This is a genomic window from Halorientalis pallida (assembly GCF_049605515.1).
GTDB lineage: Archaea > Halobacteriota > Halobacteria > Halobacteriales > Haloarculaceae > Halorientalis > Halorientalis pallida_A.
Map to the genome: position 1 here is coordinate 2,053,320 of NZ_CP187158.1, position 24,369 is coordinate 2,077,688.

19 protein-coding genes are annotated in these 24,369 nt (G+C 65.3%); 2 read left to right on the plus strand and 17 right to left on the minus strand.

Annotated elements, in window-relative coordinates; translation table 11 throughout:
• Position 1: 1 nt before the first annotated feature.
• Together ACOZ4N_RS12060 and ACOZ4N_RS12065 are read right to left on the minus strand one after the other, a co-directional pair.
• Complete coding sequence (locus tag ACOZ4N_RS12060) at positions 2-955, minus strand: homoserine dehydrogenase (RefSeq protein WP_424016625.1); 954 nt, start codon at positions 953-955, stop codon at positions 2-4.
• Positions 952-1,488, minus strand: coding sequence for an amino acid-binding protein (locus tag ACOZ4N_RS12065; protein ID WP_424016626.1), 537 nt, complete (start codon positions 1,486-1,488; stop codon positions 952-954). Before ACOZ4N_RS12065 ends, ACOZ4N_RS12060 begins: the two co-directional genes overlap by 4 nt.
• Before the next feature lie 192 nt (positions 1,489-1,680).
• Here ACOZ4N_RS12065 and ACOZ4N_RS12070 point away from each other — a divergent pair, with 192 nt between their 5' ends.
• Positions 1,681-2,127: a hypothetical protein gene (locus ACOZ4N_RS12070; RefSeq protein WP_424016627.1), complete on the plus strand. Its 447-nt coding sequence runs from the start codon at positions 1,681-1,683 to the stop codon at positions 2,125-2,127.
• 48 nt (positions 2,128-2,175) lie between these two features.
• Here the strand turns inward: ACOZ4N_RS12070 and ACOZ4N_RS12075 are convergent, their stop codons facing one another.
• Positions 2,176-2,403 carry a hypothetical protein gene (locus tag ACOZ4N_RS12075; RefSeq protein WP_424016628.1) on the minus strand — a complete coding sequence of 76 codons (228 nt, stop codon included), beginning with the start codon at positions 2,401-2,403 and terminating at the stop codon, positions 2,176-2,178.
• 203 nt (positions 2,404-2,606) lie between these two features.
• Positions 2,607-4,793 (minus strand): elongation factor EF-2, encoded by a 2,187-nt coding sequence (locus ACOZ4N_RS12080; protein WP_424016629.1) that lies wholly within the window; start codon positions 4,791-4,793, stop codon positions 2,607-2,609.
• Positions 4,794-4,997: 204 nt separating this feature from the next.
• Here ACOZ4N_RS12080 and ACOZ4N_RS12085 point away from each other — a divergent pair, with 204 nt between their 5' ends.
• The gene (locus ACOZ4N_RS12085) at positions 4,998-5,747 is read left to right on the plus strand and encodes a DUF5781 family protein (RefSeq protein WP_424016630.1); all 750 of its coding nucleotides are present in this window, start codon (positions 4,998-5,000) and stop codon (positions 5,745-5,747) included.
• Between the two features lie 4 nt (positions 5,748-5,751).
• Here ACOZ4N_RS12085 and ACOZ4N_RS12090 read toward each other — a convergent pair whose 3' ends face one another.
• The 13 genes from ACOZ4N_RS12090 to rpoB form a co-directional block, all read right to left on the minus strand.
• Positions 5,752-6,162, minus strand: a complete 411-nt coding sequence (locus tag ACOZ4N_RS12090) for a DUF6114 domain-containing protein (RefSeq protein WP_424016631.1) — start codon at positions 6,160-6,162, stop codon at positions 5,752-5,754.
• Between the two features lie 36 nt (positions 6,163-6,198).
• The gene (locus tag ACOZ4N_RS12095) at positions 6,199-6,885 is read right to left on the minus strand and encodes a DUF6114 domain-containing protein (RefSeq protein ID WP_424016632.1); all 687 of its coding nucleotides are present in this window, start codon (positions 6,883-6,885) and stop codon (positions 6,199-6,201) included.
• 72 nt (positions 6,886-6,957) lie between these two features.
• Positions 6,958-8,871, minus strand: coding sequence for a PKD domain-containing protein (locus tag ACOZ4N_RS12100; RefSeq protein ID WP_424016633.1), 1,914 nt, complete (start codon positions 8,869-8,871; stop codon positions 6,958-6,960).
• Positions 8,872-9,144: 273 nt separating this feature from the next.
• On the minus strand, positions 9,145-9,639 hold the full coding sequence (locus tag ACOZ4N_RS12105; RefSeq protein WP_424016634.1) for a DUF6114 domain-containing protein: 495 nt from the start codon (positions 9,637-9,639) through the stop codon (positions 9,145-9,147).
• Between the two features lie 84 nt (positions 9,640-9,723).
• On the minus strand, positions 9,724-10,467 hold the full coding sequence (locus tag ACOZ4N_RS12110; protein WP_424016635.1) for a hypothetical protein: 744 nt from the start codon (positions 10,465-10,467) through the stop codon (positions 9,724-9,726).
• A 484-nt stretch (positions 10,468-10,951) separates the two neighbouring features.
• Positions 10,952-13,330 (minus strand): CARDB domain-containing protein, encoded by a 2,379-nt coding sequence (locus ACOZ4N_RS12115; RefSeq protein WP_424016636.1) that lies wholly within the window; start codon positions 13,328-13,330, stop codon positions 10,952-10,954.
• A gap of 488 nt (positions 13,331-13,818) precedes the next feature.
• Entirely contained in the window at positions 13,819-16,401 is a 2,583-nt protein-coding gene (locus ACOZ4N_RS12120) for a CARDB domain-containing protein (RefSeq protein WP_424016637.1), read from the minus strand.
• 415 nt (positions 16,402-16,816) lie between these two features.
• Positions 16,817-17,428 (minus strand): 30S ribosomal protein S7, encoded by a 612-nt coding sequence (locus ACOZ4N_RS12125; RefSeq protein WP_424016638.1) that lies wholly within the window; start codon positions 17,426-17,428, stop codon positions 16,817-16,819.
• A gap of 2 nt (positions 17,429-17,430) precedes the next feature.
• A complete protein-coding gene (locus ACOZ4N_RS12130; RefSeq protein WP_077205875.1) occupies positions 17,431-17,859 on the minus strand; it encodes a 30S ribosomal protein S12 in 429 nt (142 codons plus the stop codon).
• A gap of 81 nt (positions 17,860-17,940) precedes the next feature.
• Complete coding sequence (locus ACOZ4N_RS12135; RefSeq protein WP_424016639.1) at positions 17,941-18,366, minus strand: NusA-like transcription termination signal-binding factor; 426 nt, start codon at positions 18,364-18,366, stop codon at positions 17,941-17,943.
• Positions 18,367-18,371: 5 nt separating this feature from the next.
• Positions 18,372-19,625 carry a DNA-directed RNA polymerase subunit A'' gene (rpoA2, locus tag ACOZ4N_RS12140; protein ID WP_424016640.1) on the minus strand — a complete coding sequence of 418 codons (1,254 nt, stop codon included), beginning with the start codon at positions 19,623-19,625 and terminating at the stop codon, positions 18,372-18,374.
• A 2-nt stretch (positions 19,626-19,627) separates the two neighbouring features.
• Complete coding sequence (locus ACOZ4N_RS12145) at positions 19,628-22,546, minus strand: DNA-directed RNA polymerase subunit A' (protein WP_424016641.1); 2,919 nt, start codon at positions 22,544-22,546, stop codon at positions 19,628-19,630.
• On the minus strand, positions 22,543-24,369 hold the full coding sequence (gene rpoB / locus ACOZ4N_RS12150; protein ID WP_424016642.1) for a DNA-directed RNA polymerase subunit B: 1,827 nt from the start codon (positions 24,367-24,369) through the stop codon (positions 22,543-22,545). The genes ACOZ4N_RS12145 and rpoB overlap by 4 nt, the downstream gene beginning before the upstream one ends.

Here is a 24,369-nt window from a genome sequence, read left to right on the forward strand (position 1 = left end):
CTCACAGTTCGGGCAGTCGCCCGACGTCCGAGAGGACCGCGGTCGCGGTCTCGGGGCCGCCCGCACCGCGGCCGCTGAGGTTCAGCCGGCCGGCGTGGTCGGTCTCCAGCTGGACGATGTTGGTCGTCCCGCCGACCGCGAGGTCGCCGTGTTCCGAGACGAGGCGCGGTCCCACGCGCACGCCGTCCCCACTGACTTCGCCGATGAGCCGGACCGTCCGGCCGTCCTCGTGAGCCAGTTCCAGCGCGCTCCCGGGTACGTCCGTGATCCCGTCGACCTCGGCGTCTTCGAGCCGGTAGGTCCGCTCGCCCTGTGCGAGGACGTTGGCGAGGATCACGCACTTCAGCGCCGCATCCGTCCCTTCCACGTCGAAGGAGGGGTCGGCCTCGGCGACGCCCATGTCCTGGGCCTCCGCGAGGACGTGTTCGTAGTCCAGTCCCTCGGCGGCCATCCGGGTCAGGACGAAGTTCGCCGTGCCGTTGAGGACCCCGCGCGCGGCGACGATGTTGTCCGGGCCGAAGTCCTCGACCGTCGAGAGTACGGGGATCGCCCCGCCGACGGCCGCCTCGAACCGGACCGCGCCCGCGCTCTCGGCTTCCAGTTCGCGGACCTCGTCGTAGCGCTCGGCGACCGGGCCCTTGTTGGCCAGCACGACGTGGCGGTCCCGCTCCAGCGCCGTCCGAACGTGGCCGAAGCCGGGCTGGGCGTCACCCAGCGTCGTCGGCGTCGCCTCCACGAGAGCGTCGTACTCGCCGTCGAGTGCGTCCTCGGGGTCGGCCGTCCCGACCTGTCCGTCCTCGCGTTTGCGCTCCAGCGCGGCGGCCACGTCGATCCCGTCGGCGTCGACCGCGGCGCTCCCCGAGTCCGCCAGGGCGGCGACGGTGTGTCCGTACCCGCCCGCGAGTTCCGCGACCGAGCGCCCCACGGCCCCGGCACCGACGATGGCGAGTCTCACGCTTCACCACCTCCCGTGAGCGGCTCGATGACACGGAGGTCCTTCTCGCTCGCGACCGACCGGACCGCCGAGAGGACGCTGTCGGTCTCGCCGCTCTGGGTCGCCAGCCGGAGCCGGGCGCTCGCACCGTTCTCCGTTCCCTCCGGCGCGGACAGCGACACGTCGGTCACGGAGGCGTCGGTCCCGTCCTGAATCGCAGAGAGCGTATCGGACAGATCCGTCTGGACGAGCTGGCCGACGATTATCACCGTGAGTTCCTCGCTGTACTGTTCGGCACCGGCCTGGATCACGTTGACGCCGGCCTCCCGCAGCGCCTCGACGATGTCGTCGAACCGCTCGGGCGTCGCCTCCAGATCGACCTCGACCGGGATGTGCCCCCGCGGTGTCAGGTTCCCCCGTTCGTGGAAGATCGAGAGGAGGTTCCCCCCGTTGTTGGCGATGGGGCCGAGCGCCCGCAGCAGTTCGCCCGGTTCGTCGACGAGTTCCAGCCGAATCGTGTAGGCGTGGACCTCGTCGCCGTGTGCGTCGTTCATGTTCCGGTCACCCCCGCTCCGCACAGTCCGTCGTCTGGTAGATACCGCCGCGACCGGTCTCCGGTCCCGTCACTGGTCATACCACCATCTGACACACGGATCGACATAAGACCCCCCTTTTTCACCGGCGGGTCGCGCGGGGTGGCGTGACTCCACACAAAGCACTTGTCCAGCAATCGTAATGATAGCAGCATGCAACGGCGGACGCTTCTCTCTGCGCTCTGTACGGGTATGATTTCGGTCGCTGGTTGTCTCGGACACTCTTCGGAGACCGGTACGCCGCTTCCAGCAGGGGAGGTCGACTTTCCCGAAGGGACGAAAGAGCGACCCGAACCACCGTCACCGGCCACAGAAGCGGCCGTTCGAGAGTACGTCGAAACCCACGAGTCTCGCTACGTCTACAACTCACTGTGGATGGGCGAGGACACTGACGTGGTCGTCAACTGTCGCGTCGACAGTTTGGAACAGCGGCAGTGGGGGTACGAGGCAATCGTCACGTGTACAGGCTACTCGGATTCCCCAGCAAACGCAACCGCAACCAGTGCTCACGCCGACTGGTTCACACAATCGTATCGCTATCGCGTCAGTGCGAACGCAACACATCGGCAGGACGCCGAGAACCGCGATCCGGTTTCCTGATGGAGTTCCAAAAAATCGGCACCACGAACCCCCTCGAATCCGAAATTGTCACGGCAGGACTTTCTCGTACATCGCGTCGATCCGCTCGTTCCACTGTTTTCCCTGCTCGCGACTCGCTCCCCACGGATTCCGCGAGAAGTAGTACATGCTCGCGAGGATGACGCCGATAGTCACTGGGAGGTTCGGATCGGCGATGACGAAACTCAGCATGAAGTGTGTGAGCCCGGCGATCAGTCCGCCGATGAGGATGTCCAGCACCTGATGGAGCAGCGACATACCACGAGATAGGGGCCGCGACGGGGTAAAGTTGGTCAAGTGCAGTGGCAGTTGCTGAGCGGTGCGGTCGCAGTTGCGGTGCGGTGCGGAAGAGCGACGAGCGCAGCATCCGCGAGCGCGGCAGAGCCGCGCTCGCGGCAGTTTTTCCCCAAGTTTTTGCGATGGGGGGTTCGCCCGGCGAACCCCCCGACGTAAAAAGTGGGCTAGAAGTAGTCGATAGCCTCGGGCAGTTCCGTCTTCATGCCCTTCCGCTCGCGGATCTCCTGAATCTGGTCCGGCTGGAGGTTGTCGGCCATGACCTGGAAGCCGGCGTTCTCGGTGTTCCAGGAGGCACGACCCTCGGTGGCGCTCCGGATGTCGCTGGAGAAGCCGATCATCTCCTCGACGGGCGCGACGCCCTCGACGACCATCAGGTCGCCTTCCTGGTACATGTCGTCGACGCGGCCACGACGACCCTGGATCTCGCCGGACGCGGCACCCATGTGGTCGTTGGGCACGTCGATCCGGACCTCCTGGATCGGCTCCAGCAGGCGGATCTCGGCGTCGATCAGGGCGTTGTGGACGGCCTCCCGAACGGCGGGGATGACCTGTGCCGGACCGCGGTGGATGGCGTCCTCGTGGAGCCGGGCGTCGTGCAGGCGGATCAGTGCGCCCTGCACGGGCTCGGCGGCCAGCGGCCCGTCGTCGAGGGCCTCCTCAAGGCCCTCGATGACGAGTTCCATCGTCTCGTTGAGGTGCTGGATCCCCTTCGTGTCGTCGATGAGGATGTTGGTGTTGTGGATGTGCTCGACTTCCTGGGCGGCGTCCTTGTCGAGGCCGGCCTCCATCAGGGCTTCACGGCGCTCGAGTTCGGGCATGTCCATCGAGGCGTCGCCGAGCTTGATCGTCTCGACGACGTCCTCGTCGAGCGGTTCGATGGAGATGTAGAACCGGTTGTGACGGTTGGGCGAGATGCCCTCGACTTCGCGGGACTGCTGCTGTGGTGCCTCGCGGAAGACGACGATGGGTTCGCCGGTGTGGACCGGGATGCCCTGGTTGCGCTCGATCCGCTGGGTGATGACTTCGAGGTGGAGTTCACCCTGCCCGGAGATCAGGTGTTCGCCGGTGTCCTCGTTGATCTCGATCTGGATCGTCGGGTCTTCCTTCGAGACCTGCTGGAGCGTCTCGATGAGCTTGGGCAGGTCGTCCATGCGCTGGGCCTCGACGGACTTCGTGATCACCGGCTCGGAGATGTGTTCGATGGACTCGAACGGCGTCATCTCCACGCTCGAAACTGTCGAACCGGCGATGGCGTCCTTGAGACCGGTGACGGCGGCGATGTTCCCGGCGGGAACCTCGTCGACTTCCTCACGTTCGCCGCCCATGTAGATGCCGACGCTCTGGATACGGTTTGTGCCCGCAGTCCCGGAGACGTACAGCTCCTGGCCCTTCTCCAGGGTCCCGGAGAAGACACGACCGGCGGCGATCTCCCCGGCGTGGGGGTCGACGCCGATGTCGGTAACCATCAGGACGACTTCGCCGTCTTCGTCGACCAGGCGCATGCCCTCGGCGATGTCGGACTCGTCGTCGCCACGCCAGACACGCGGGATACGCATCGGCTGGGCGTCGATGGGGTTGGGGAAGTGCTCACAGACCATGTCGAGGACGACGTCGGCCAGGGGCGTCCGCTCGTGGAGTTCCTGGCGCTTGTCGGCCTGTTCGAGGTCGATGATGTCGCCGAAGTCCATGCCGGTGCGCTGCATCGACGGCATGGAGACCCCCCACTTGTAGAGCGCAGAGCCGAAGCCGACGGTCCCGTCTTCGACGGAGACGGTCCAGTCGTCGATGTCGTCCATCTCCTCGGTCATGCCGCGGATGAGGTCGTTCACGTCGCGGATGACCGCGGTCAGCCGTTCCTGCATCTCCTGGGGACCTTCTTCGAGTTCCGAGATGAGGCGGTCGACCTTGTTGATGAACAGTGCGGGCTTGACGCCCTCGCGGAGTGCCTGCCGCAGGACCGTCTCGGTCTGGGGCATGGCACCCTCGACGGCGTCCACCACGACGAGCGCGCCGTCGACGGCACGCATCGCGCGGGTCACGTCGCCCCCGAAGTCGACGTGGCCGGGCGTGTCGATCAGGTTGATGAGGTGGTTGGTGTCCTCGTACTCGTGGGTCATCGAGACGTTCGCCGCGTCGATGGTGATCCCACGTTCCTGCTCGTCCTCCTCGGTGTCCATCGCGAGCTGTTCGCCGGCCGTCTCGTCGGAGATCATCCCCGCACCGGCCAGCAGGTTGTCCGTCAGTGTCGTCTTCCCGTGGTCGACGTGCGCGGCGATGGCGATGTTCCGGATGTTCTCCGGCTCGTCCATCAGCCGTTCGCACTCCTGTACGATCTTCTTGCGTCGGCCCATTATACCCAACCGTATCGGAAGCAGGGTCAAAAGTGAAGTGGTTTGCCCCAGCGGCCGAACCCGCCGGAAACTCCCCGCGGAGCGACCGTTCCACCCGAAACCGGGCGGCGTCACGGGGATGGAGACGGCAGGGCCGCGAAACCGCCCGCAGGCATCGGACCGCCCGCAAAAGTGATACGCGTCGCTCCCGTACCACGGGAAGACATGGACGTTCGCGTGCAGGGTACTGGGCCGACGGAGCCGTTTCTCAGCGCACGTGACCTCTTCGAGACCGAGTACGATCTCGACCGCCCGGTCTGGGTCTACGTGCGCGAGGACCCCGACGAACGCACCTGGACGAGCCACGACGCCGAGGGGCACGACCTCTCGATCTCTCAACAGGCCGCCAGCAGTGCCATGGCCCGCGAACTCGCTCTCCACGAGTTCGCGCACATGCACCGCAACGAACAGGCCCACCCCTCCCACACCCAGTCGACCGAGGAAGCGCTCTATCTCGCCCTCTCGGGCCGAAGCGTCGAGCGCCGGAAGCTCACCCACTGCTACCAGATCGCCAACCACATGAAGGACATCTACGCCGACGACCTGACCCTGTCGGTCGCTCCGGCGGACAAACTGGTGGCCTTCCTCGAATCGAGCCTGGCGACGGCGCTGGCCGACCGCCCGGCCGACCCGACGAACTGGACCCGGCTCACCCCGGCGGCCGACCCCGAGATCACCGCCGTCAACGCCGCCTTCGCCCTGGCACTGGTCGAGCGCCACGGCCTCGTCTCCCGCGACCACCGGCTGTACGACCTCGCGCACGCGGCCGCGCAGGACGCGCCGGGCATCCGCTTCGAGCGCTTCAAAGAGCGGTTCCGCTCGCTCGCCGACGACCCCGGCGAGAGCGAGTACCGCAAGGCCCTCGTCGACGTGACCCGGGAGTACGCCATCGACGAACCGCAGGCGGCCGACTGATCGCCTACCGGTCGTCGCTGGCGTCACGCTCGCCGGGCGGCGTCCAGGCGAACGCGAGGACACCGCCGAGTCCACCCAGCACCGACCCGACGACGAACCCCCCGAGCGCACCGAACAGCGACACCGTCGCGACGAGGATGCCCAGCCCACCGAGCACCGACGACAGCGACGGCACGGCGAACACGAGCAGGCCACAGACGACGAGCGACCCACCGAACAGGAGCGCCGACCCCGTGAACGAGCCGGCGGCAAAGAGCAGAAACTCGTCGTAGGCCGCAGGCAGATACGCCGTCAGGAGCCCGGCGACGATCAACAAGGTTCCACCCCAGAACGGTCGCTGGCGACGCCAGCCATCGAACGCCACCCACAGTTCGCGCGCGGTTTCCCGCCGCCCGCCACCCCGACCGTCGTCCATAGACGCCCTGGCAGTGACGGCGTGAAAACAGTTGTCCTAGAATTTGAACCGGTCGTCGAGATCGCCGGTCTCGATATCGTCGTCCGCGTCGGCAGTCTCTGCCGTCGACGCGCCGTCGGCCTCGGCGAGATCGAGTCCGAGCCCCAGATCGTCCTCCGCCCCGTCTTTGTCCTCGGTCTCGCTCCCGTCGTCGCTCTCGTCGTCGGTCTGCCAGATGAATTCGGAGGTCTTCCCCCAGATGAACCCCGACGTGCCGCCCCAGATGAACTCGGAGGTCCCGCCCCAGATGAACTCCGAGGCCTCGGAGACCGTCTTCACGTCGATGCCGAACTCCGCCGGCGGTTCCCAGGCGTAACAGAGGACGCCCCCGGCGGTGGCGATGATCATGCCGATGAAGAACCCACCGAGCGCCCCGACGAGCGAGAGCGTGGCGAAGGCGATGCCGAACACGCCGAAGATCGACGCGAACTCCGGCTTCGCGAGGGCCGCGAGCCCGCAAAACGCCACGATCGAGGCGAAAAACAGGCCGACGACGGTGAACGCACCGCCGATGAACAGCAACTCGGCGGCGAACTGGATCGGGACCCACCCGATGATCGCGGCCCCCAGCAACAACAGCACGCTCCCGAGTATCGGTCGCGGCTGTCGCCAGCGGCGAAACTCACCCCGTGGATCAGCCAGCCAGTCCCGCACCGACGATCCGCCCCCCGACGACGTTACCATGCCAGCGGAACTGCACCCTGGATCCGCTTTTGTCTTTCGGGAAGATCATACACGGAAACGAATGGTCGGCGGTTAGAACGCGTCACAGAGCGGGTTGTACCACGGACAGTCGACGGTGACGGTCACGGTGTCGGTCGCGGTCGCACCGTCGTCGTCGGTCACCGTCAGCGTCACCGTCTTGTCGCCGGTCGACGAGAACGACTTGTCGACCTGCTGGCCCGTCGCGTCGACGGTGCCGTCACCGTCGAAGTCCCACTCGTAGGACGCAATCGACCCGTCCGGATCGCTCGATCCCGACCCGTCGAAGGTGACCGTGTCGTCGGTCGAAACGTCCGTCGAACTCGCCGACGCGCTCGCGGTCGGCGCGTCGTTTTCGTCGACCGTGATGGTGACGCTCGACGTGTCGGTCGCACCGTCGTCGTCGGTCACCGTCAGCGTCGCCGTGTACTCACCGGGTGCGCTGTAGGCGTGGGTCGTGAACGCGCCGGTGCCCGTCCCGCCATCGCCGAAGTCCCACTCGTAGGACGCAATCGACCCGTCCGGATCGCTCGACCCCGAGCCGTTGAACGCGAGTGCGACGCCGACCTCGGTCGTGGTGCTCTCGACCGACGGGACGGCGGTCGGCGAGTCGTTGTCGGTGACGGTCGTGGTCACGGTGTCGGTCGCGGTGTCGCCGTCGTCGGCAGTCACCGTCAGCGTCGCCGTGAACTCACCGCCCGTGTCGTACGTGTGCGTGACCTGCTGGCCCGTGGCGGTCGTCCCGTCGCCGAAGTCCCACTCGTAGGACGTGATCGTGCTGTTACTGGCCGAGGACCCGGAGCCGTCGAAGGTGACGGGCTCGCCGGTCAGCACCTCGCTCGGACTCCCCGAGGCGCTGGCGATCAGCGAGTCGTTGCCCTGCACGGTGATGCTGACCGAGTTCGAGGCCGTCGCGCCGTCGTCGTCGGTCACCGTCAGCGTCGCCGCGTAACTGCCCGAGTCGGCGTACGTGTGCGTGACCTGCTGACCCGTCGCGGTCGTCCCGTCGCCGAAGTCCCACTCGTAGGATATGATCGTACCGTCCGGATCGCTCGACCCCGAGCCGTCGAAGGTGATCGACTGCCCCGGTTCGACCGTCGTCGAGGACGCGGTCGGACTCGCCATCGGCGGATCGTTGCCCTCGACGACGATGGTCACCGAGTCGATCGTCGTCGCGCCGTCGTCGTCGGTCACCGTCAGCCGCGCCGTGTACGCACCCGGCTCGTCGTAGGTGTGGTCGGCCTGCTGACCCGTGGCGGACGTGCCATCGCCGAAGTCCCACTCGTAGGACTCGATCGACCCGTCCGGATCGCTCGATCCCGACCCGTTGAACGAGACCGTGTCACCGGTACCGACCGTCGTCGAACTGGCAGTCGCGTCGGCGTTCGGTGCGGTGTTGCCGCTGCCGCCGCCCGAACTCGTATCGGCGCTACACGGCCCCCACTCGAACGTCCCGTCGTTGTCGGCGTCGTAACAGGCGAAAAACCGGAGATCCGTGATGGAGATACGGTCGGCCGCCAGATAGTGCGCCCGGATCCGGACACCGCTACGGTCCGTGCCCTCGAGCGTGACCGGACCGTTCGATCTGATGCGCCAGCGGCCACGCGCGTCGGAGGCGTTGGTGTCGTTGGTCAGAAAGCCGTTGAACGTCGCCTTGTCGGCACCCAGTGCGGTGGATTTCACGAGCACGTTCCCGCCGTCGGTCCCACCCGGCGACAGGAACTTTATCCGTAACGTCCCCGGGAGCGGGAACATCTGTACCGATCCCAGATCGAGGTCCTTGGTCAACGCGAACTGCTGGATGTCCGTGTTCGAAAGCCGAACCACCGTCTGCGGGAAGTTCTCCTCCGAGTCAGTGTTCCCGACGCCGGGGTACAACACCAGATCGTCCGCAGTGATCTCCGACGCCGTGATGTTGAACCCACCCACGCCGGCCAGCGGTAGCGCGTACGCGACGCCAGTCGACATTATCAACAGTCCGATCAGTGCCCATGTCGCAACGGCGGTTCCAGCCCCCCGCGCGATGCGTTTCCGGTTGTACATAGTTAACAATCGCTCGTTGTGTGCCGTCCCACGGGCAGTCCCCAACCCCCTCGCCCGCTCAAAGGCGCGTTGCTCCAATCAATACAAGATTCCATGCTGAACCTTACCCCGGATATGGACGGGCCTTAATAATAGTCCCGGCGACGGGTTCCGACATCGGCGAAACGGCCGAAATCGACGCCCGGCGAGTCCATCTGGTTACTGGTCGCCCTGCCAGCTGAACTGCACGTCCTCGTTGGCACCCGCGTCCGGGCTGCCGGTTCCCGTACTGGTGGTCGTGCTCTGGTCCGGGTCGGGGTGACGCCAGGCGACGCAGAGGTTACCCCCAGCGATCCCGATGAGCATGCCGACGAACAGCCCCCCGAGCGCACCGATGAGCGAGAGGATCGAGAGCGCGATTCCGATCACGCCGAAGACTGTCGACATCTGTGGCCGGGCCATCACGAAGGCACCGGTCAGGAAGACCATGACGGCGAACACGAGTCCGATGACGGTGAACGAGCCCCCGATGATAGCCAGTTCGGTCGCGAACTGGATCGGGACCCACCCGATGATCAGTCCCCCGATCATCAACAGGAGTGCGCCCATGAACGGGCGGCCATCCCGCCACTCGCTGAACCGACTTCGACGGTCGTCGATACGACGGCGGATCGGACCCGGAACCGTGTGCCAGAGTTTTGCTCGAACAGACATTGTTTCTATCTCTTTCGTGTTGTCGCACTAAAATCTCGCGGCTACTGCGTTATAAAAAACGGTTGGTTGGTTAGTTGGCTGTCGTTAGCTGGCCCACTCGTAGACGTCGTCGTTGTCCGGGTTGTACTGGACTTCGAGACGCAGGTTGGGGATCGTAATCGAGTCCGTGGCGAGGTAGGTCGCACGGATGAACGGATCCTGCAGGACCAGACCGGGGCTCGAGCCACCGGAGTAGTTGTAGCGGCTATCGAACTGGAGGCCCTGTCCTTCCGGAATCGGGCTCTCGGCTTCTTCCTGCGTGCGCAGTTCGAGCCAGCTCGTGACTTCGGTCGGGTTGTCGACCGTGTTCTCCTTGACTTCCAGTCCGGAGAACTTCGCCTTGTCAGCGGCGATCTGCGGCGTCTTGATGATGATGGAGTTCGTCGTCACGTTCTGGCTGGAGTCGGAGATAATCTTGATCCGAGCCTTGCCAGGCAGGAGCGGCTGGTTGACGTTCTTCGGCTTCGTGAAGTTCTGCAGGTCGAACACCTTCGTGAGTTCGAGGCCGTCGATCTCGGTGTTCGTCAGCTCGACGATGCCGACAGGGTACTGATCCTGGAACTGGGGCGACTGGCTCCCGGAGATGTCGGTCGTGTTCTCCGCCTGGGAGGTACCCGGATAGAGGATCAGGTTGTCACCCGTAATCGAGTTCGCTTCGATCGTGAACCCACCGATACCTGCGACTGGCGCTGCGAATGCGGTGCCTGTGCTGAGGAAGAGCATGCCAACGATGGCAACCACCCCAAGCGATGCACCCGTACTCTTTGCGAGTATGCTTTTATCGTACATGTTGTATTCTCACTCTCGTTCGTATGTGACGCGTGGCGTGCGACGTTTCATCGATCTCCCCCCAGATAACCCGGCACGTATGCAGGCACCGGGCCCCAACACCACGGGAGTACGCCGCCTGCGACTTCTCCCCACGAGAACGCAGGCGACGTAGCGGGAGAGGTCACCGCCTCATCCGTTGCTACCACGTCATTGCAACACACATACTGTATCGACCCTGAGTATTTCCCCGGATATAGACGGGCATTTATTACATGATATTCAGCTCGTGCGATTTAATCGACGAGCGGGGTGCCGAAAACTGCCAGACAGCACCCGAGTCTGGGCAGAGAAGAAGATGTATCCCGAACGAACATGAACGACTGACGATGCTCGGCCGACACCGGCTGGCCGATCAGCGTGGTCGTCACAACGGTCCGGTGGAGTCAGTCCGTCCTATCGGCCCGAACTGCCGGAAAAAAAGAGCGGTTTCGGAGTCGCTGTCTCAGTTCCCGGATTCCGGATTGAACTCGATGTCGTAGGCGACTTCGTTGTCACCCGGACCAGCGGGAATGCCCTGTTCGGCGTTGATCTGGTTGTCGAGGGAGATGTAGCCGTAGACTTGGCCACAGCCGTTGGCACTGCCGACGTCGAAGTCGTCCGAGACCAGCTTGGCGACGTTGTTGTCGTCGAGCCGTTCGCCCGACACCGTGCTGGTACTCGGGAACGGCGAGCCGGTCTGGAAGCTCTTCTCCGTCGACAGCGAGATGCTCACCGACGGGATCGTACAGGACGGCTGTGAGACCGGATCGCCGCGGTTCTCCCAGCCGACCTGGGCGTTGTCGATGTTCCAGATGGTCACGCCGATGTCGATGGTCGCGTTCAGCGTGATCTCACCGGTGTCCCGGTTGAAGGTCCCGCCGGCTTCGCCAACCTGCGTGAAGTTGGCCTCGAAGTAGATGGTACCGAGCGCGGTGTCGTTGACCGAGTCCCGCGCGGGCGGGAAGTCGATGTCACCCTCCCAGGTGTTGTTCGAGGGGAACAGCGTCCCGTCGACCGTGATACAGTCCGGCGTCGGCAGATAGTCCGGTTTCTGCTCGGCCGGCTGGGGCTGGCCGTCACGACAGCTCGGGTACGTGATCGGCCGACTGTTGTTCGGCGTCCCCGTGTGCAGGTAACTCTCGTCACCGCGCACGTACGACGTGAACGGAATCGGTTCCGCCGGCGGCTCCGATTCCGCGTTGACTGTCACGCTGGTCGTGCCAGTGTCGTTGGCGCTGGCGACCGTCGCCGTGTAGTCGCCCGCGTCACCGCTCTGGGTCGTCCACGACAGCGTCACGTCCTGACTCGTGCCGGCGGCCAGCTGGACAGTCTGGCTGTCACGCTGTGCGCCGGCGACATCGAGGGTCACCGTCTGCGAGCCCTGCTGTTGACCGGTGTTCTGGACCGTCGTCGTCACGTCCAGCGTCTCGGTCTCGTTGACCGGCGAGTTGCTGTTGGTTCCAGAGAGCTGGAAGTTCGCGGGCGCGTCGGGCGCGTTGACCTGCACGCTCGTCGACGCCGTGTCGTTCTCGGTCGTGACACTCGCGGAGTACTGGCCAGCGTCACCGGTCTCGGTGGCGACCGACAGCGTGACGATCTGGCTCGCACCGCCCGCCAGCGTCACCTGCTGGTCGGCCGACGTGCCCAGCACCGACAGCGTCACCGTCTGGGTCCCCTCGCGATCACCAGTGTTCGCGACGGTCGCGTCGACCGTCAGCGTCTCGCCTTCCGTCACCGGCGAGTTCGTGTCCAGAGTCTGGACCTGGAAGTTCGGCGGCTGTTCGACCGGCGGCGCGGTCAGCGTGATCTGCGCCGTCGCCGTGTCGTTGGCCGTCGACACACCGTGCGTGTAGGTGCCTGCCGACAACGCACCCGTGTTCACGTCGAACGTCACCGTCGTACTGGCTCCGCTGGCCAGCGTCTCGTCCTTGGACGCCAGCGTCTCCAGGGTGCCGTCGTCGTCCGTATCGACGCCGAAGGCGACGGTCTGGGTCCCCTGCTGGTCGCCCGTGTTCTCGACGTCGGCCGACACGGTGATCGTGTCACCCACCGTCGCGTCGGACGGCGCTTGCAGGTTCGACACCTGGAAGTTCGCCGGGTCCGCGCTCGGAGCCGAGTCGACAGTGACGGTGGTCTGTGCGTCCTGGGTCGCCGTGTTGACCGAGACCGTCCGGTCGCCCGCATCGCCCGCAGTCGTCTGCCACTCGAAGGTGACATCCGTACTCTCGCCGCCCGAGAGGGTGAACTGCGTGCTGTCTTCGACCTGCCCGTCGACGGTGAGCGTCACCGTCTGGAACCCATCGCCCGTACCGACGTTTTCGATCGTCGCGTCGACCGTCAGCGTCTCACCCTCCGTCACCGGCGAGTTCGTGCCGGTGATCGTCGGGACGAACGTGACGTTGGGCTGGTCGTCGTCACCGTCGTCGCCGCCGCCGAAGTCGGGTTCGTCACCGTCGTCACCGAAGTCGAACCCGGGACTATCGTCGCCGTCACCGAAGTCGAACCCGGGGCCATCGTCGCCGTCGCCGAAGTCGAATCCAGGCTCACCGGCGTCGTCGCCGCCGCCGAAGTCGAACCCAGGCCCGCCGGTATCGTCACCGCCACCGAAACTGAATCCAGGCTCACCGGCGTCGTCACCGCCGCCGAAATCGAACCCGGGAGAATCACTGTCGTCGTCCCCGCTATTGAACCCGAAGTCGCCTCCATCGTCGTCGAAGGCGAATCCGGGGTCGTCGGACTGGGCGGCTGCCGGTGTGGCACCCGCGAGAAGTAGTCCAACGACGGCTAACAGGGAGACCGTTACGACCGTCGCGTTAGGTATTGTTCCCTTGTCAAATCCCATAGTTTGCTCCGTCTGTTCACACGCTGACTGTCAGCGCTGTGGCACGACCCCCAACAGTGGGACTGGAGGGCAGTCCCGACCACAGGCCCCACTACCTGCGGGCCGTCTCTCGTTCCCTCGTTGCGCGCACGTCTCGTGACGCGTGCGCGTGACACACCACACTTCGTCCTGGCGTCGTGGCCACTACGGGGATACTGGATACGGACATCATGCTTAGGATTTCCCCGGATATGGACGGTTATTTATTACAGCTTATGCAGGTGTCATAATTTAACCTGATATCAGGTTACCAAAAATGCCAGACAGCTCCCGAGTGCCCGCGGAGAACGTGAGGTGCCCCGGAGGAACACGAACGACTGGTGGGGTCGGCTGCAGACCGACTGACGGGCCGTCGTGTCCGTCGCGACGAGTCCCGGTAGAGGCAGTGCGTCCGCTCGATCCGAACTGCACACCGCGAAAAAATAGGGTCGTGGTTGCGGCTCGATGCTCTAGCTACCGAAGTCGTACTCGATGTCGTAGGCGACTTCGTTGTCACCCGGACCGGCGGGGATGCCCTGTTCGCCGTTGATCTGACCGTTGAGTGGGATGAATCCGAGGACGGTCCCACAGCCGTTGGCACTCCCGACGTCGAAGTCGTCCGAGACCAGCTTGGCGACGTTGTTGTCGTCGAGCCGTTCGCCCGACACCGTGCTGGTGCTCGGGAACGGCGAGCCGGTCTGGAAGCTCTTCTCCGTCGACAGCGAGAGCGTCACCGACGGGATGGTACAACTCGGCTCGGAGACCGGATCGCCGCGGTTCTCCCAGCCGACCTGGGCGTTGTCGACGTTCCAGATGGTCACGCCGATGTCGACCGTCGTGTTCAGCGTGATCTTGCCGGTGTCCCGGTTGAGGGTCCCACCGGCTTCGCCGACTTGCGTGATGTCGGCCTCGAAGTAGATGGTCCCCAGGGAGGTGCCGTTGACCGAGTCCCGCGCGGGCGGGAACTGGATGTCGCCCTCCCAGGTGTTGTTCGAGGGGAACAGCGTCCCGTCGACCGTGATACAGTCCGGCGTCGGCAGGTAGAACGGCTGCTGGTCGGCCGGCTGGGGCTGACCGTCCCGACAGACCGGGTACGTGATCGCCCGGTCGTTGTCCGGCGTCCCCGTGTGCAGGTAACTCTCGTCACCGCGCACGTACGACGTGAACGGAATCGGCTCCGCCGGCGGTTCCGGCTCCGTGTTCACCGACACGCTGGTCGTGCCGCTGTCATCCACACTGGCGACCGTCGCGGTGTAGTCGCCCGCGTCACCGCTCTGCGTCGTCCACGACAGCGTGACCGTCGTACTGGCACCGCCCGCCAGCTGGACGCTCTGGCTATCACGCTGTGCACCGGCGACATCGAGAGTCACCGTCTGAGTGCCCTCGAGATCACCGGTGTTCTGGACGGTTGCGGTCACGTCCAGCGTCTCGGTCTCGTTGACCGGCGAGTTACTGCCGACGTTCGAGACCGCGAAGTTGGCCGGCGTGGCCGGCTCGTTCACCGACACGCTGGTCGTGCCGGTGTCGTTCGCGCTCGCGACCGTCGCGGTGTAATCGCCCGCGTCACCGCTCTGGGTCGTCCAGGACAGCGTCACGTCCTGACTCGTGCCGGCGGCCAGCTGGACAGTCTGACTGTCCCGCTGTGCGCCGGCAACGTCCAGGGTCACCGTCTGGGTGCCCTGCTGTTGACCGGTGTTCTGGACGGTCGCGGTCACGTCCAGCGTCTCGGTCTCGTTGACCGGCGAGTTGCTGTTGACACCCGAAACCTGGAAGTTCGCGGGCGCGTCGGGCGCGTTGACCTGCACGCTCGTCGAGATGGTGTCGTTCTCGGTCGTCACCGTCGCAGTACCCGAGCCGGCGTCACCGGTCTCGGTGGGCACCGACAGCGTGACGATCTGGCTCGCACCGCCGGCCAGCGTCACCTGCTGGTCGTCCGACGTGCCCAGCACCGACAGCGTCACCGTCTGCGTACCCTGCTGGTCGCCCGTGTTCGCGACGGTCGCGTCGACCGTCAGCGTCTCGCCTTCCGTCACCGGCGAGTTCGTGTCCAGGTTCTGCACCTGGAAGTTCGGCGGCTGTTCGACCGGCGGCGCGGTCAGCGTGATCTCCGCCGTCGCCGTGTCGTTGGCCGTCGACACACCGTGCGTGTAGGTGCCTGCCGATAGCGCACTGGTGTTCACGTCGAACGTCACCGTCGTACTGGCCCCGCTGGCCAGCGTCTCGTCCTGGGACGCGAGTGTTTCGAGCGCCCCATCGTCGTTCGTGTCTACGCCGAAGGCGACAGTCTGGGTCCCCTGCTGGTCGCCCGTGTTCTGGACGTCAGCAGAGACCGTGATCGTGTCACCCACCGTCGCGTCGGACGGCGCTTGCAGGTTCGACACCTGGAAGTTCGCCGGGTCCGCGCTCGGAGCCGGGTCGACAGTGACACTGGTCTGTGCGACCTGCGTCGCCGTGTTGACCGATGCCGTGTAATCACCGGCGTCGCCGTCCTGAGTCTGCCAGGAGAGGGAGACGCTCGTGCTCTCGCCGCCCGAGAGGCTGACCTGCTGACTGTCACGAACCTGGCCATCGACGGTGAGCGTCACCGTCTGAAGGCCGTCGCCCGAGCCGGTGTTCTCGACCGTCGCGTCGACCGTCAGCGTCTCGCCTTCCGTCACCGGCGAGTTCGTGCTGTCGACCGTCGGGACGAACGTGACGTTAGGCTGGTCGTCCCCGTCGTCGCCATCGTCACCGCCCCCGAAGTCAGGGCCGTCATCGTCGCCGTCACCGCCCCCGAAGTCGGGTCCGTCACCGTCGTCACCGAAGTCGAATCCGGGGCCATCGTCACCGTCGTCGCCCCCGAAGTCGGGCTCGTCACCGTCGTCACCGAAGTCGAATCCGGGGCCATCGTCACCGTCGTCGCCCCCGAAGTCGGGTCCGTCACCGTCGTCACCGAAGTCGAACCCGGGAGAATCACTGTCGTCGTCCCCGTTACTGAACCCGAAGTCGCCTCCGTCGTCGTCGAAGGAGAATCCGGGGTCGTCGGACTGGGCGGCTGCCGGTGTGGCACCCACCAAGAGTAGCCCGACGACGGCTAACAGGGAGACCGTTACGACCGTCGCGTTAGGTATTGTTCCCTTGTCAAATCCCATAGTTTGCTCCGTCTGTTCACACGCTGACTGTCAGCGCGGTGGCACGACCCCCAACAGTGGGACTGAAGCGCAGTCCCGTCCGCAGGCCCCACTACCTGCGAGTTACTCTCGTTCCCTCTCGCGCGCGTCCCCTGACGCGTACGCGTAACACACCACACTTCGTCCTGGCGTCGCTGCCACTACCTCGATACTGGATAGAGACAGGATGCTTACAATTTCCCCGGATATAGACGGCTGTTTATTACAGATGGCTCTCGAGTGTGGAGAATTTGCTTGCAAGAAGGCATCCGGACACGTCCCGAATTCGTGACGGCGTCGGAAAGACGGAACCGCGTGGTCAGCGAGCGGCTGCCGCGACGCGCTCTTTCTCTTCTTTCTGGTTGACGGCGTAGGTGCTCACGTCGTCGTTGGCCGCGCCGACGAGCTGGTTGGCCAGTGCCTCCTCCACGTCGGTCGGCGTCTTGAACGAGTCCTGATAGACGCCTTCCGCGAGGAACTTCAGTGCCTGGTCGACCCGGCGCTGGGGCGACACGTCGACGGCCTTCGGGACGGAGATGCCACCGTACTTCAGGCGGACGGTCTCCTCCCGGGGCGCGCTGTTCTCGACGGCCTGGACGAGGATCTGGACCGGGTTCTCCTCGGTCCGGTCGTTGACGATCTCGAAGGCCTCACGCGTGATGCGCGTGGCCTGCTGTTTCTTGCCCGTGTTCTCGTCGGTCTGCATCAGCCGGTTGATCAGCCGCTCCACGATGGAGATCTCGCTTTTCTTGAACTGCTTGCCGGCGTGGCGACCCATCGTGTGGGCGATGGGCGTGACCGTGATGTAGCGTTCGGTGGAGGGGTCGTAGTACTCGATGTCCGTGACCTCCCACTGCCCGAACAGCTTCGCGGGCGCGCTCTCCTCGTCGTCGGTGCCGGCAGGGGACTCCGGCTCGGGTGCCTCACTCATGGTTAGCGGACCGGTTTCTCCGCGTTCCCGCGGACGAGTTCGATCAGCGACACGCCGTTGACCTTCTCGACCTTGTAGTTGACACCCGAAAGGTCACCCATCGCGCGACCCTTCGCGCCACCGATCCCGGCGATGGTGACCTCGTCGTGTTCGTCGATAAAGGAGATAGCACCGTCACCCGGACAGAATGCAGTCACCTGTTTGCCGTTCTTGATCAGCTGAACGCGGACGCACTTCCGGACCGCGGAGTTGGGCTGTTTGGCCTCGACAGCTGTCTTTTCGAGCACGATACCGCGACCCTGAGGTGCGCCCTCCAGGGGGTCGGACTTCTCCCGAAGTCCCCGCTCTCGGCGCGCGTACTTCGAGTCGGACCACCGATGCTTCTGGCGGTCCTTCCGGAGCTTGCGCGCGGCGTATTTGCCGTTCGCCATAGTACCGTCGAATATCAAGCGGAGCTACTTAAGCATCTTCTTTCGTCCCGAAAAAACGCGTCACGGCGTACCACGACGCCGTCACGTTAATTGGATATCGTCCACGTCGAAGTGCCGCTCGGCCATCCGGCGGGCGGCTTCGATGTTCTTGCCGTCCTTGCCGATGGCGACGCCGGTGTCGTCGTGGTCGACTTCTGCGTAGGCGACCGTGTCCTCGTTCTCGCTGATCGTGACGTTGTACACCGCCGCCGGGGCCAGCGCGTTGGCCACGAACGCCTCGGCGGTGTCGGCGTCCTCGATCAACTCGACGTTGCGGCCCAGGTCCTCCTCGATTCGTTCGACGTTGCGGCCGCCCGGACCGATAGCTTCGGCCATCTCTCCGGCCTCGACGACGAAGAGGACGCGGTCGTAGTCCTCGTCGACCACGCAGTCCCGGACGGTGACGCCGACCTCGTCCTCGAAGCGGGCGAGGAACTGGCGTTCACGGTCCGAGAGCGAGATGGTCATCGCGGTCAGTCGGCCCCTTCGCCAGTGCCGTCGGTGCGAGCCGGTTCCGACCCCATCCGCAGGTTCACGTCGCCGGTGCCGAGTTTGATCGGCTTCCCGACGATGACGTTCTCGGTGACGCCGTTGAGGTCGTCGACCTCGCCGTGGATCGCGGCGTCGAGCAGGTGGTTGACCGTGACCTCGAACGCCGCCCGTGCGAGGACGGACTCCTTGCTCCCGGAGATCCCGTGGCGACCGATGGACTGGATGCCACCGCCGTTGGTCATGATGTCCGCGACCAGCATCAGGTGACGGATGTTCACGTCGTCGAGCCCCTGCTCTTCGAGCGTGTTCATCGTCTCCTCGATGATCGACTCCCGGGCGGCCTCGATGCCGAGGTTGCGGTGGATCTCGTGGATGTTGTTACAGGTGGTCCGACTGGCGTCCACGCCCTCGATCCCGAGGACGTTACCCAGTTCCGACCCTTCCGTGTAGAGGACGAACTCGCCGTCCTCGCTCTCCTCGGTCTCCTCGCGGCGGATGACGACCCGGTCGATGTCCTCGATCCCCTTGAAGACGATCTCCCGGAGGTCCTCCACGAGCTGGAGGAGTTCCCGGTAGCTGGGTTCGTCGGGGCCGAACTCGATGACCGTCTCGTCGAGCTGGACCACGTCGACGCCGAGCTTCGACTCGATGGTCTCGGAGATTTCCTGGACGATCTCGGCGAGGTTGTCCACCGTCGGCCAGCGCTCCTGCAAGGTATCGGGGTTGAGGTCGACGCGGACGAGCATGTCGGCCACGTCCGTGGAGATGTCACCCAGCGCGAGGATGCGCGTGGCCTCGATCTTCCAGACGACCTCGTGGGCGCGCTCCCGATTCTCGGCGAACTCGTCTTCGAGGTGGACCGTCATCATCGGCGTGTCCGGCTCCTTTCGGGCGTCCACCAGCTCGATGAGCCGGGGCAGGCCCTGGGTCACGTCGATCTCCGCGACGCCCGCGTAGTGGAACGTGTTCATCGTCATCTGCGTCCCGGGCTCCCCGATGGACTGGGCCGAGACGGTTCCCACGGGGTCGAGCGGATCGACGCGGGTGTCGAGATAGCGGTTCTCGACGGCCTTGGCGATCTGGTCCGCGGCCTCGACGTCCGCGCCGCGCTCGTCGACCGAGCGGTAGACCTTCGTCTTCAGCCGCCGGGGCAGTTCCGTGTCCTCGACGACGGCCTCGATGTCGTCGTCGACGCCGTCGAACTTCTGCTGTGGGTCGTAGTCTATTTCACTCATGGTTAGTCGTCACTCTGGGCCATCCACCAGTCGTCGGCGTGTTCCGAGAGGTTCGTCGGGGAACGCTCCTGGCCGAGGAACTGCTGTTTGGCTTCGTCGCTCTCGAACTCCGTGTCGAGCACGCGGTCGGCGATCTGATCCACGTCGATGTCGTTGTCCTCGTCCGAGGACACCTTCACCGGACTGGTGCCGTCCTCGCCGAACTCGAACTGGACGATGGTGTCCGAGGTGTCCCGGACGGTGCCGTCGTACTGCGTTTCCAGCTCGGAGAGGGCGTTGATCAGCCGCCGCTGGAGGTAGCCGGACTTCGAGGTACGAACGGCCGTGTCGACCAGCCCTTCGCGGCCACCCATCGCGTGGAAGAAGAACTCCCGCGGGTTCAGGCCGCCCCGGTAGGAGTGTTCCACGAAGCCGTGGGCCTCCGCCGAGAGGTCGTCGGGCTTGTAGTGGCTGAGGGTGCGGTCCTCGTAGCCACGGTTGATCCGCTCGCCACGGACCGCCTGCTGGCCGACACAGCCGGCCATCTGGGTCAGGTTCAGCATCGACCCACGCGCACCGGACTCGGCCATGACCACGGCGGGGTTGTCGTCGTCGAAGTGTTCTTCGGCGATGTCACCCGCGCTGTCACGCGCTTTGCCCAGGGTCTGCATGATCTTCATCTCCAGAGTCTCGTCGACCGTCCGACCCGGCAGGGATTCGAGTTCGCCCCGGTCGTAGGTCTCGATGAGTTCCTGCACGCGGTCGTAGGCGTTCCCGATGGCTTCGTCGATCTGCTCTTCGGCTTCCGGCGAGATCGACTCGTCGTCGATCCCGATGGAGAAGCCAAAGTGCATGATCGAGCGCATCGCCAGCGAGGCGACCTCGTTGACGAAGATGCGGGCCCGGGTCTTGGAGTACACCTTGGCGATGGTGTCGACGATCTCTCCGCCGAACGCCCCGACGGCGTCCTCGTCGATGGTCCCCTCCAGGAGCTGGCCGTCCTCGATGATCACGTCGTCGCCGGCCGATGACGTGAACTCGAGGTTGAGTTCGTCGGGCAACAGCTCCGAGAACACCGTCCGGCCGGTCCAGTACTCGTTGCCGGCGTCGTCGGTGCCGTCGGGCTCGGGCAGTTCGTCGATCCGGGTCGCCCGGAGCAGGTCCAGCGCCTGCGTCTCGTTGAAGCGTGGGTTCTGGTTGGTGAGCAGGTAGGTCCCGCTGATGTGGTCCTGGATCGCGCCGATGATGTTCTCACCGAACCGCGGCGAGAGCATCTGTTCCTGCACGCGCATGAGGACGCGAGCCTCCGCGCGGGCTTCCTCGTTCTGGAGGGCGTGCATGTTCATCTCGTCGCCGTCGAAGTCCGCGTTGTACGGCGGACACACCGTCGTGTTCAGCCGGAACGTCTTGTACGGCATCACGACGACTTCGTGTGCCATGATCGACATCCGGTGCAGCGACGGCTGCCGGTTGAAGATGATGATGTCCCCGTCGACCAGGTGTCGGGAGACTTCCCACTCGGGCTGGACCTTCTCGGCCAGTTCCTCGCAGTTCTTCTCGGTCACCTTGAGGCGACGGCCGTCCGGCCGTTTCACGTAGTTCGCGCCGGGGTGTGACTCCGGCCCGTTGGAGACGTAGCGACGGGCCTCCTCCAGGTTCCGCTCGTTGACGTTCATCGTCTGGGTCATCTCGGTCGCGACCCGGTCGGGCACACCGACCTCGTTCAGCGAGAGGGTGGGGTCCGGCGAGATGACGGTCCGCGCGGAGAAGTTGACACGCTTCCCGGACAGCGAGCCACGGAATCGACCTTCCTTGCCCTTCAGCCGCTGGCTGAGGGTCTTCAGGGGGCGGCCCGAACGGTGCCGGGCTGGCGGCGTCCCGCTGATCTCGTTGTCCATGAAGGTGGTGACGTGGTACTGGAGCAGTTCCCAGAGGTCCTCGATGATCAGCTGTGGCGCACCGGCCTCGCGGTTCTCCATGAACCGCTGGTTGATCCGGATGATGTCGACCAGCTTGTGGGTCAGGTCGTCCTCGGAGCGCTGGCCGTTGTCCAGCGTGATCGAGGGCCGCGCGGTCACCGGCGGCACCGGCAGGACGGTCAGGATCATCCACTCGGGTCGGGAGCGCTCGGCGTTGATGCCGAGGACCTGAATGTCCTCGTCCGGGATGTCCTCGAACCAGTCCCGGATGTCGCTGGGCATCAGCTTGTTCATGTCCTCCTCGGTGAGGTCCACGTCCAGCGCGCGCTCGATGGCCTTGCGGTCCTCCTCGCGCGGCCGGAACTCGCCCGAGAGGATCTCCTGAATCCGGCTCTGGTCGATCCCGGTCTCGTCGGCGAGTTCGACCGGGGAGGTCCCACGGTCGTCCTCGTCGTCGGGGTCGGGCTCCATCGCCTCCGCGATCCGGTCGGGGTACTCCGAGGTCAGCACCTGCTGGACCTCGTAGTAGGTCGTCGGCTTCTCGTGGTTGATGTCGTACTGCTGGCCGCCACAGAACGGGCAGTGGTCCTTCTTGCGGGCCTGCCGGATGGCCGCCTTGGTCACGTCGTTGAGGTCGTTGCCCAGTTCGCGGGCGCGGCGCAGGCGACTCGTGAACTCCTCGCGTTCCTCGTCGTTGAGACAGAGCCGCGAACAGTCCCGACAGGTCCCGCGCAGGAGCCGACGGATGAGCTTCGCGAACCCGACGTGGATGACCGGGGCCGCGAGTTCGATGTGGCCGAAGTGGCCGTTACAGGACCCGGAGTGTTTCCCGCAGGTCTTGCACTCCAGTCCGGGGTCGATCACGCCCAGGCGCGGGTCCATCAGGCCCATGTCGATGGGGAACCCGTCGTCGTCGTAGGTGTCGGCCGTGATGACCTTCGTGGCGCTCATGTCCCGATACTCCTCGGGGTCCATCAGCCCGAAGCTGAGTTCGCCGATCTCTTTGGGTGCGTGCTGACTCATACTGCGTCCTCCAGTTCGATCCGGGGTGCGATCCCGAGCGCTTTCATCTCGTCGAGCAGGAGCTTGAACGCGTAGGACATCTCCACCTCGTGGATGTCGGTCTCCTCCTCACAGTTCGGACAGTAGACGCGCCGTTGCTCGACGTTCTCGACGGCGGTCATGCCACACTCGGCACAGACGTAGATCCACTCGCGGTCGGACTCGTCGAGCAGGCGCTCTTTCAGCGTCATGGCCGCGCCGTGTCCGATGAACACGTCCCGTTCCATCTCACCGATACGGAGCCCGCCCTCGCGGGCGCGCCCCTCGGTGGGCTGGCGGGTCAGGACCTGCACCGGCCCGCGCGAACGGGCGTGCAGCTTGTTCGAGACCATGTGGTAGAGCTTCTGGTAGAAGATGGTCCCGACGAAGATGTCGGCCTCGATCTGTTCCCCGGTGACGCCGGAGTACATGATCTCCTTGCCGCTGGACTTGAAGCCGTGTTCCTCCAGCGAGTCGCGGAGTTCCTCCTCGTCCTCGCCGGTGAAGGGCGTCCCGTCCACTCGTCGCCCTTCCAGCGAGCCGACCTTCCCGCCGAGCATCTCCAGCACGTGGCCCACCGTCATCCGGGAGGGCAGTGCGTGCGGGTTGAGGATCAGGTCCGGCACGACGCCCTGTTCGGTGAAGGGCATGTCCTCCTGGGGTGCGATGTGGCCCACGACACCCTTCTGGCCGTGTCGCGACGCGAACTTGTCCCCGAGTTCGGGGATCCGCTCGTCGCGCACCTTGACCTTCGAGAGCTTCGAACCGTCCTCGCCCTCCATGAGCGTGACGGTGTCGACGACCCCGGACTCCCCGGAGCGCATGGTGACGGAGGTCTCCCGGCGCTTCTGCGGTGAGAGCCCACCCATGTCGTCCGGTTCCTCCAGGAATCGGGGCGGCGAGGTCTTCCCGAGCAGCACGTCGTTCTCGCCGACCTGCGTCTCGGGGTTGACGAGACCGTCCTCGTCGAGGTGCGTGTAGGCTTCCTCCCCGCGCGCGCCGCGCACGTCGTCCTCCGGGACCTCGAAGCGGTCCTCCTGGCCGCCGGGGTAGCGGCGTTCCTCGCCCTCGTAGGTCCGGAAGAAGTGAGAGCGGGCGAGCGCCCGGTCCACGGAGCCACCGTTGAGCACGAGTGCGTCCTCGATGTTGAACCCCTCGTAGCTCATCACGGCGACGACGAAGTTCTGGGCCGCGGGCCGGTCGTCGTACCCGATCTGTTCGGTGGTCTGTGTCTTGACCATCGAGAGCTGGGGGTAGTGCAGGAGGTGCTGGCGCGTGTCCGGCCGAATCCGGTAGTTCGCGCTGGGCAGTCCCAGCGACTGCTTGATCATCCCCGACCCCATGGTAATCCGCGGGCTGGCGTTGTGTTCGGGGTAGGGAATCATCCCTGCACCGATCCCGAAGATCAGCTGGGGGTCCACCTCGAGGTGGGTGTGGTCCTCGGTCACGTCGTCCTCGTCGACGGCGACGAGGATGTCTTCCTCCTCCTCGGCGTCGATGAACTCGATGTAGCCCCGGTCGACCAGTTCGTCGAAGCCGAGTTCACCGGCCTTGACCGCGGCGACCTCCTCGTCGGAGATGAGGGGTTCGCCGTCCTCGACGACGATCAGCGGGCGGCGCGCCCGGCCGGCGTCGGCGTTGACGATGACCTCGTCGGTGCGATCCTTCACCGAGACGTTGACCATCTCGCTGACGTCGCCCCGCCGTCGGGCCTGTCGGATGTCCTCTGCGAGCTTCTCCGGTTCGGGGTGTGTCCCGACCAGACTGCCGTTGACGTATACTTTCGCGTCTCGTCCTTGACTCAT

Bases quoted from the DNA above. Each gene is read 5' to 3' on its own strand.
- ACOZ4N_RS12065 (WP_424016626.1), bottom strand. From the start codon at position 1,488: ATGAACGACGCACACGGCGACGAGGTCCACGCCTACACGATTCGGCTG.
- ACOZ4N_RS12070 (WP_424016627.1), top strand. From the start codon at position 1,681: ATGCAACGGCGGACGCTTCTCTCTGCGCTCTGTACGGGTATGATTTCG.
- ACOZ4N_RS12075 (WP_424016628.1), bottom strand. From the start codon at position 2,403: ATGTCGCTGCTCCATCAGGTGCTGGACATCCTCATCGGCGGACTGATC.
- ACOZ4N_RS12080 (WP_424016629.1), bottom strand. From the start codon at position 4,793: ATGGGCCGACGCAAGAAGATCGTACAGGAGTGCGAACGGCTGATGGAC.
- ACOZ4N_RS12085 (WP_424016630.1), top strand. From the start codon at position 4,998: ATGGACGTTCGCGTGCAGGGTACTGGGCCGACGGAGCCGTTTCTCAGC.
- ACOZ4N_RS12090 (WP_424016631.1), bottom strand. From the start codon at position 6,162: ATGGACGACGGTCGGGGTGGCGGGCGGCGGGAAACCGCGCGCGAACTG.
- ACOZ4N_RS12095 (WP_424016632.1), bottom strand. From the start codon at position 6,885: ATGGTAACGTCGTCGGGGGGCGGATCGTCGGTGCGGGACTGGCTGGCT.
- ACOZ4N_RS12100 (WP_424016633.1), bottom strand. From the start codon at position 8,871: ATGTCGACTGGCGTCGCGTACGCGCTACCGCTGGCCGGCGTGGGTGGG.
- ACOZ4N_RS12105 (WP_424016634.1), bottom strand. From the start codon at position 9,639: ATGTCTGTTCGAGCAAAACTCTGGCACACGGTTCCGGGTCCGATCCGC.
- ACOZ4N_RS12110 (WP_424016635.1), bottom strand. From the start codon at position 10,467: ATGTACGATAAAAGCATACTCGCAAAGAGTACGGGTGCATCGCTTGGG.
- ACOZ4N_RS12115 (WP_424016636.1), bottom strand. From the start codon at position 13,330: ATGGGATTTGACAAGGGAACAATACCTAACGCGACGGTCGTAACGGTC.
- ACOZ4N_RS12125 (WP_424016638.1), bottom strand. From the start codon at position 17,428: ATGAGTGAGGCACCCGAGCCGGAGTCCCCTGCCGGCACCGACGACGAG.
- ACOZ4N_RS12130 (WP_077205875.1), bottom strand. From the start codon at position 17,859: ATGGCGAACGGCAAATACGCCGCGCGCAAGCTCCGGAAGGACCGCCAG.
- ACOZ4N_RS12135 (WP_424016639.1), bottom strand. From the start codon at position 18,366: ATGACCATCTCGCTCTCGGACCGTGAACGCCAGTTCCTCGCCCGCTTC.
- rpoA2 (WP_424016640.1), bottom strand. From the start codon at position 19,625: ATGAGTGAAATAGACTACGACCCACAGCAGAAGTTCGACGGCGTCGAC.
- ACOZ4N_RS12145 (WP_424016641.1), bottom strand. From the start codon at position 22,546: ATGAGTCAGCACGCACCCAAAGAGATCGGCGAACTCAGCTTCGGGCTG.
- rpoB (WP_424016642.1), bottom strand. From the start codon at position 24,369: ATGAGTCAAGGACGAGACGCGAAAGTATACGTCAACGGCAGTCTGGTC.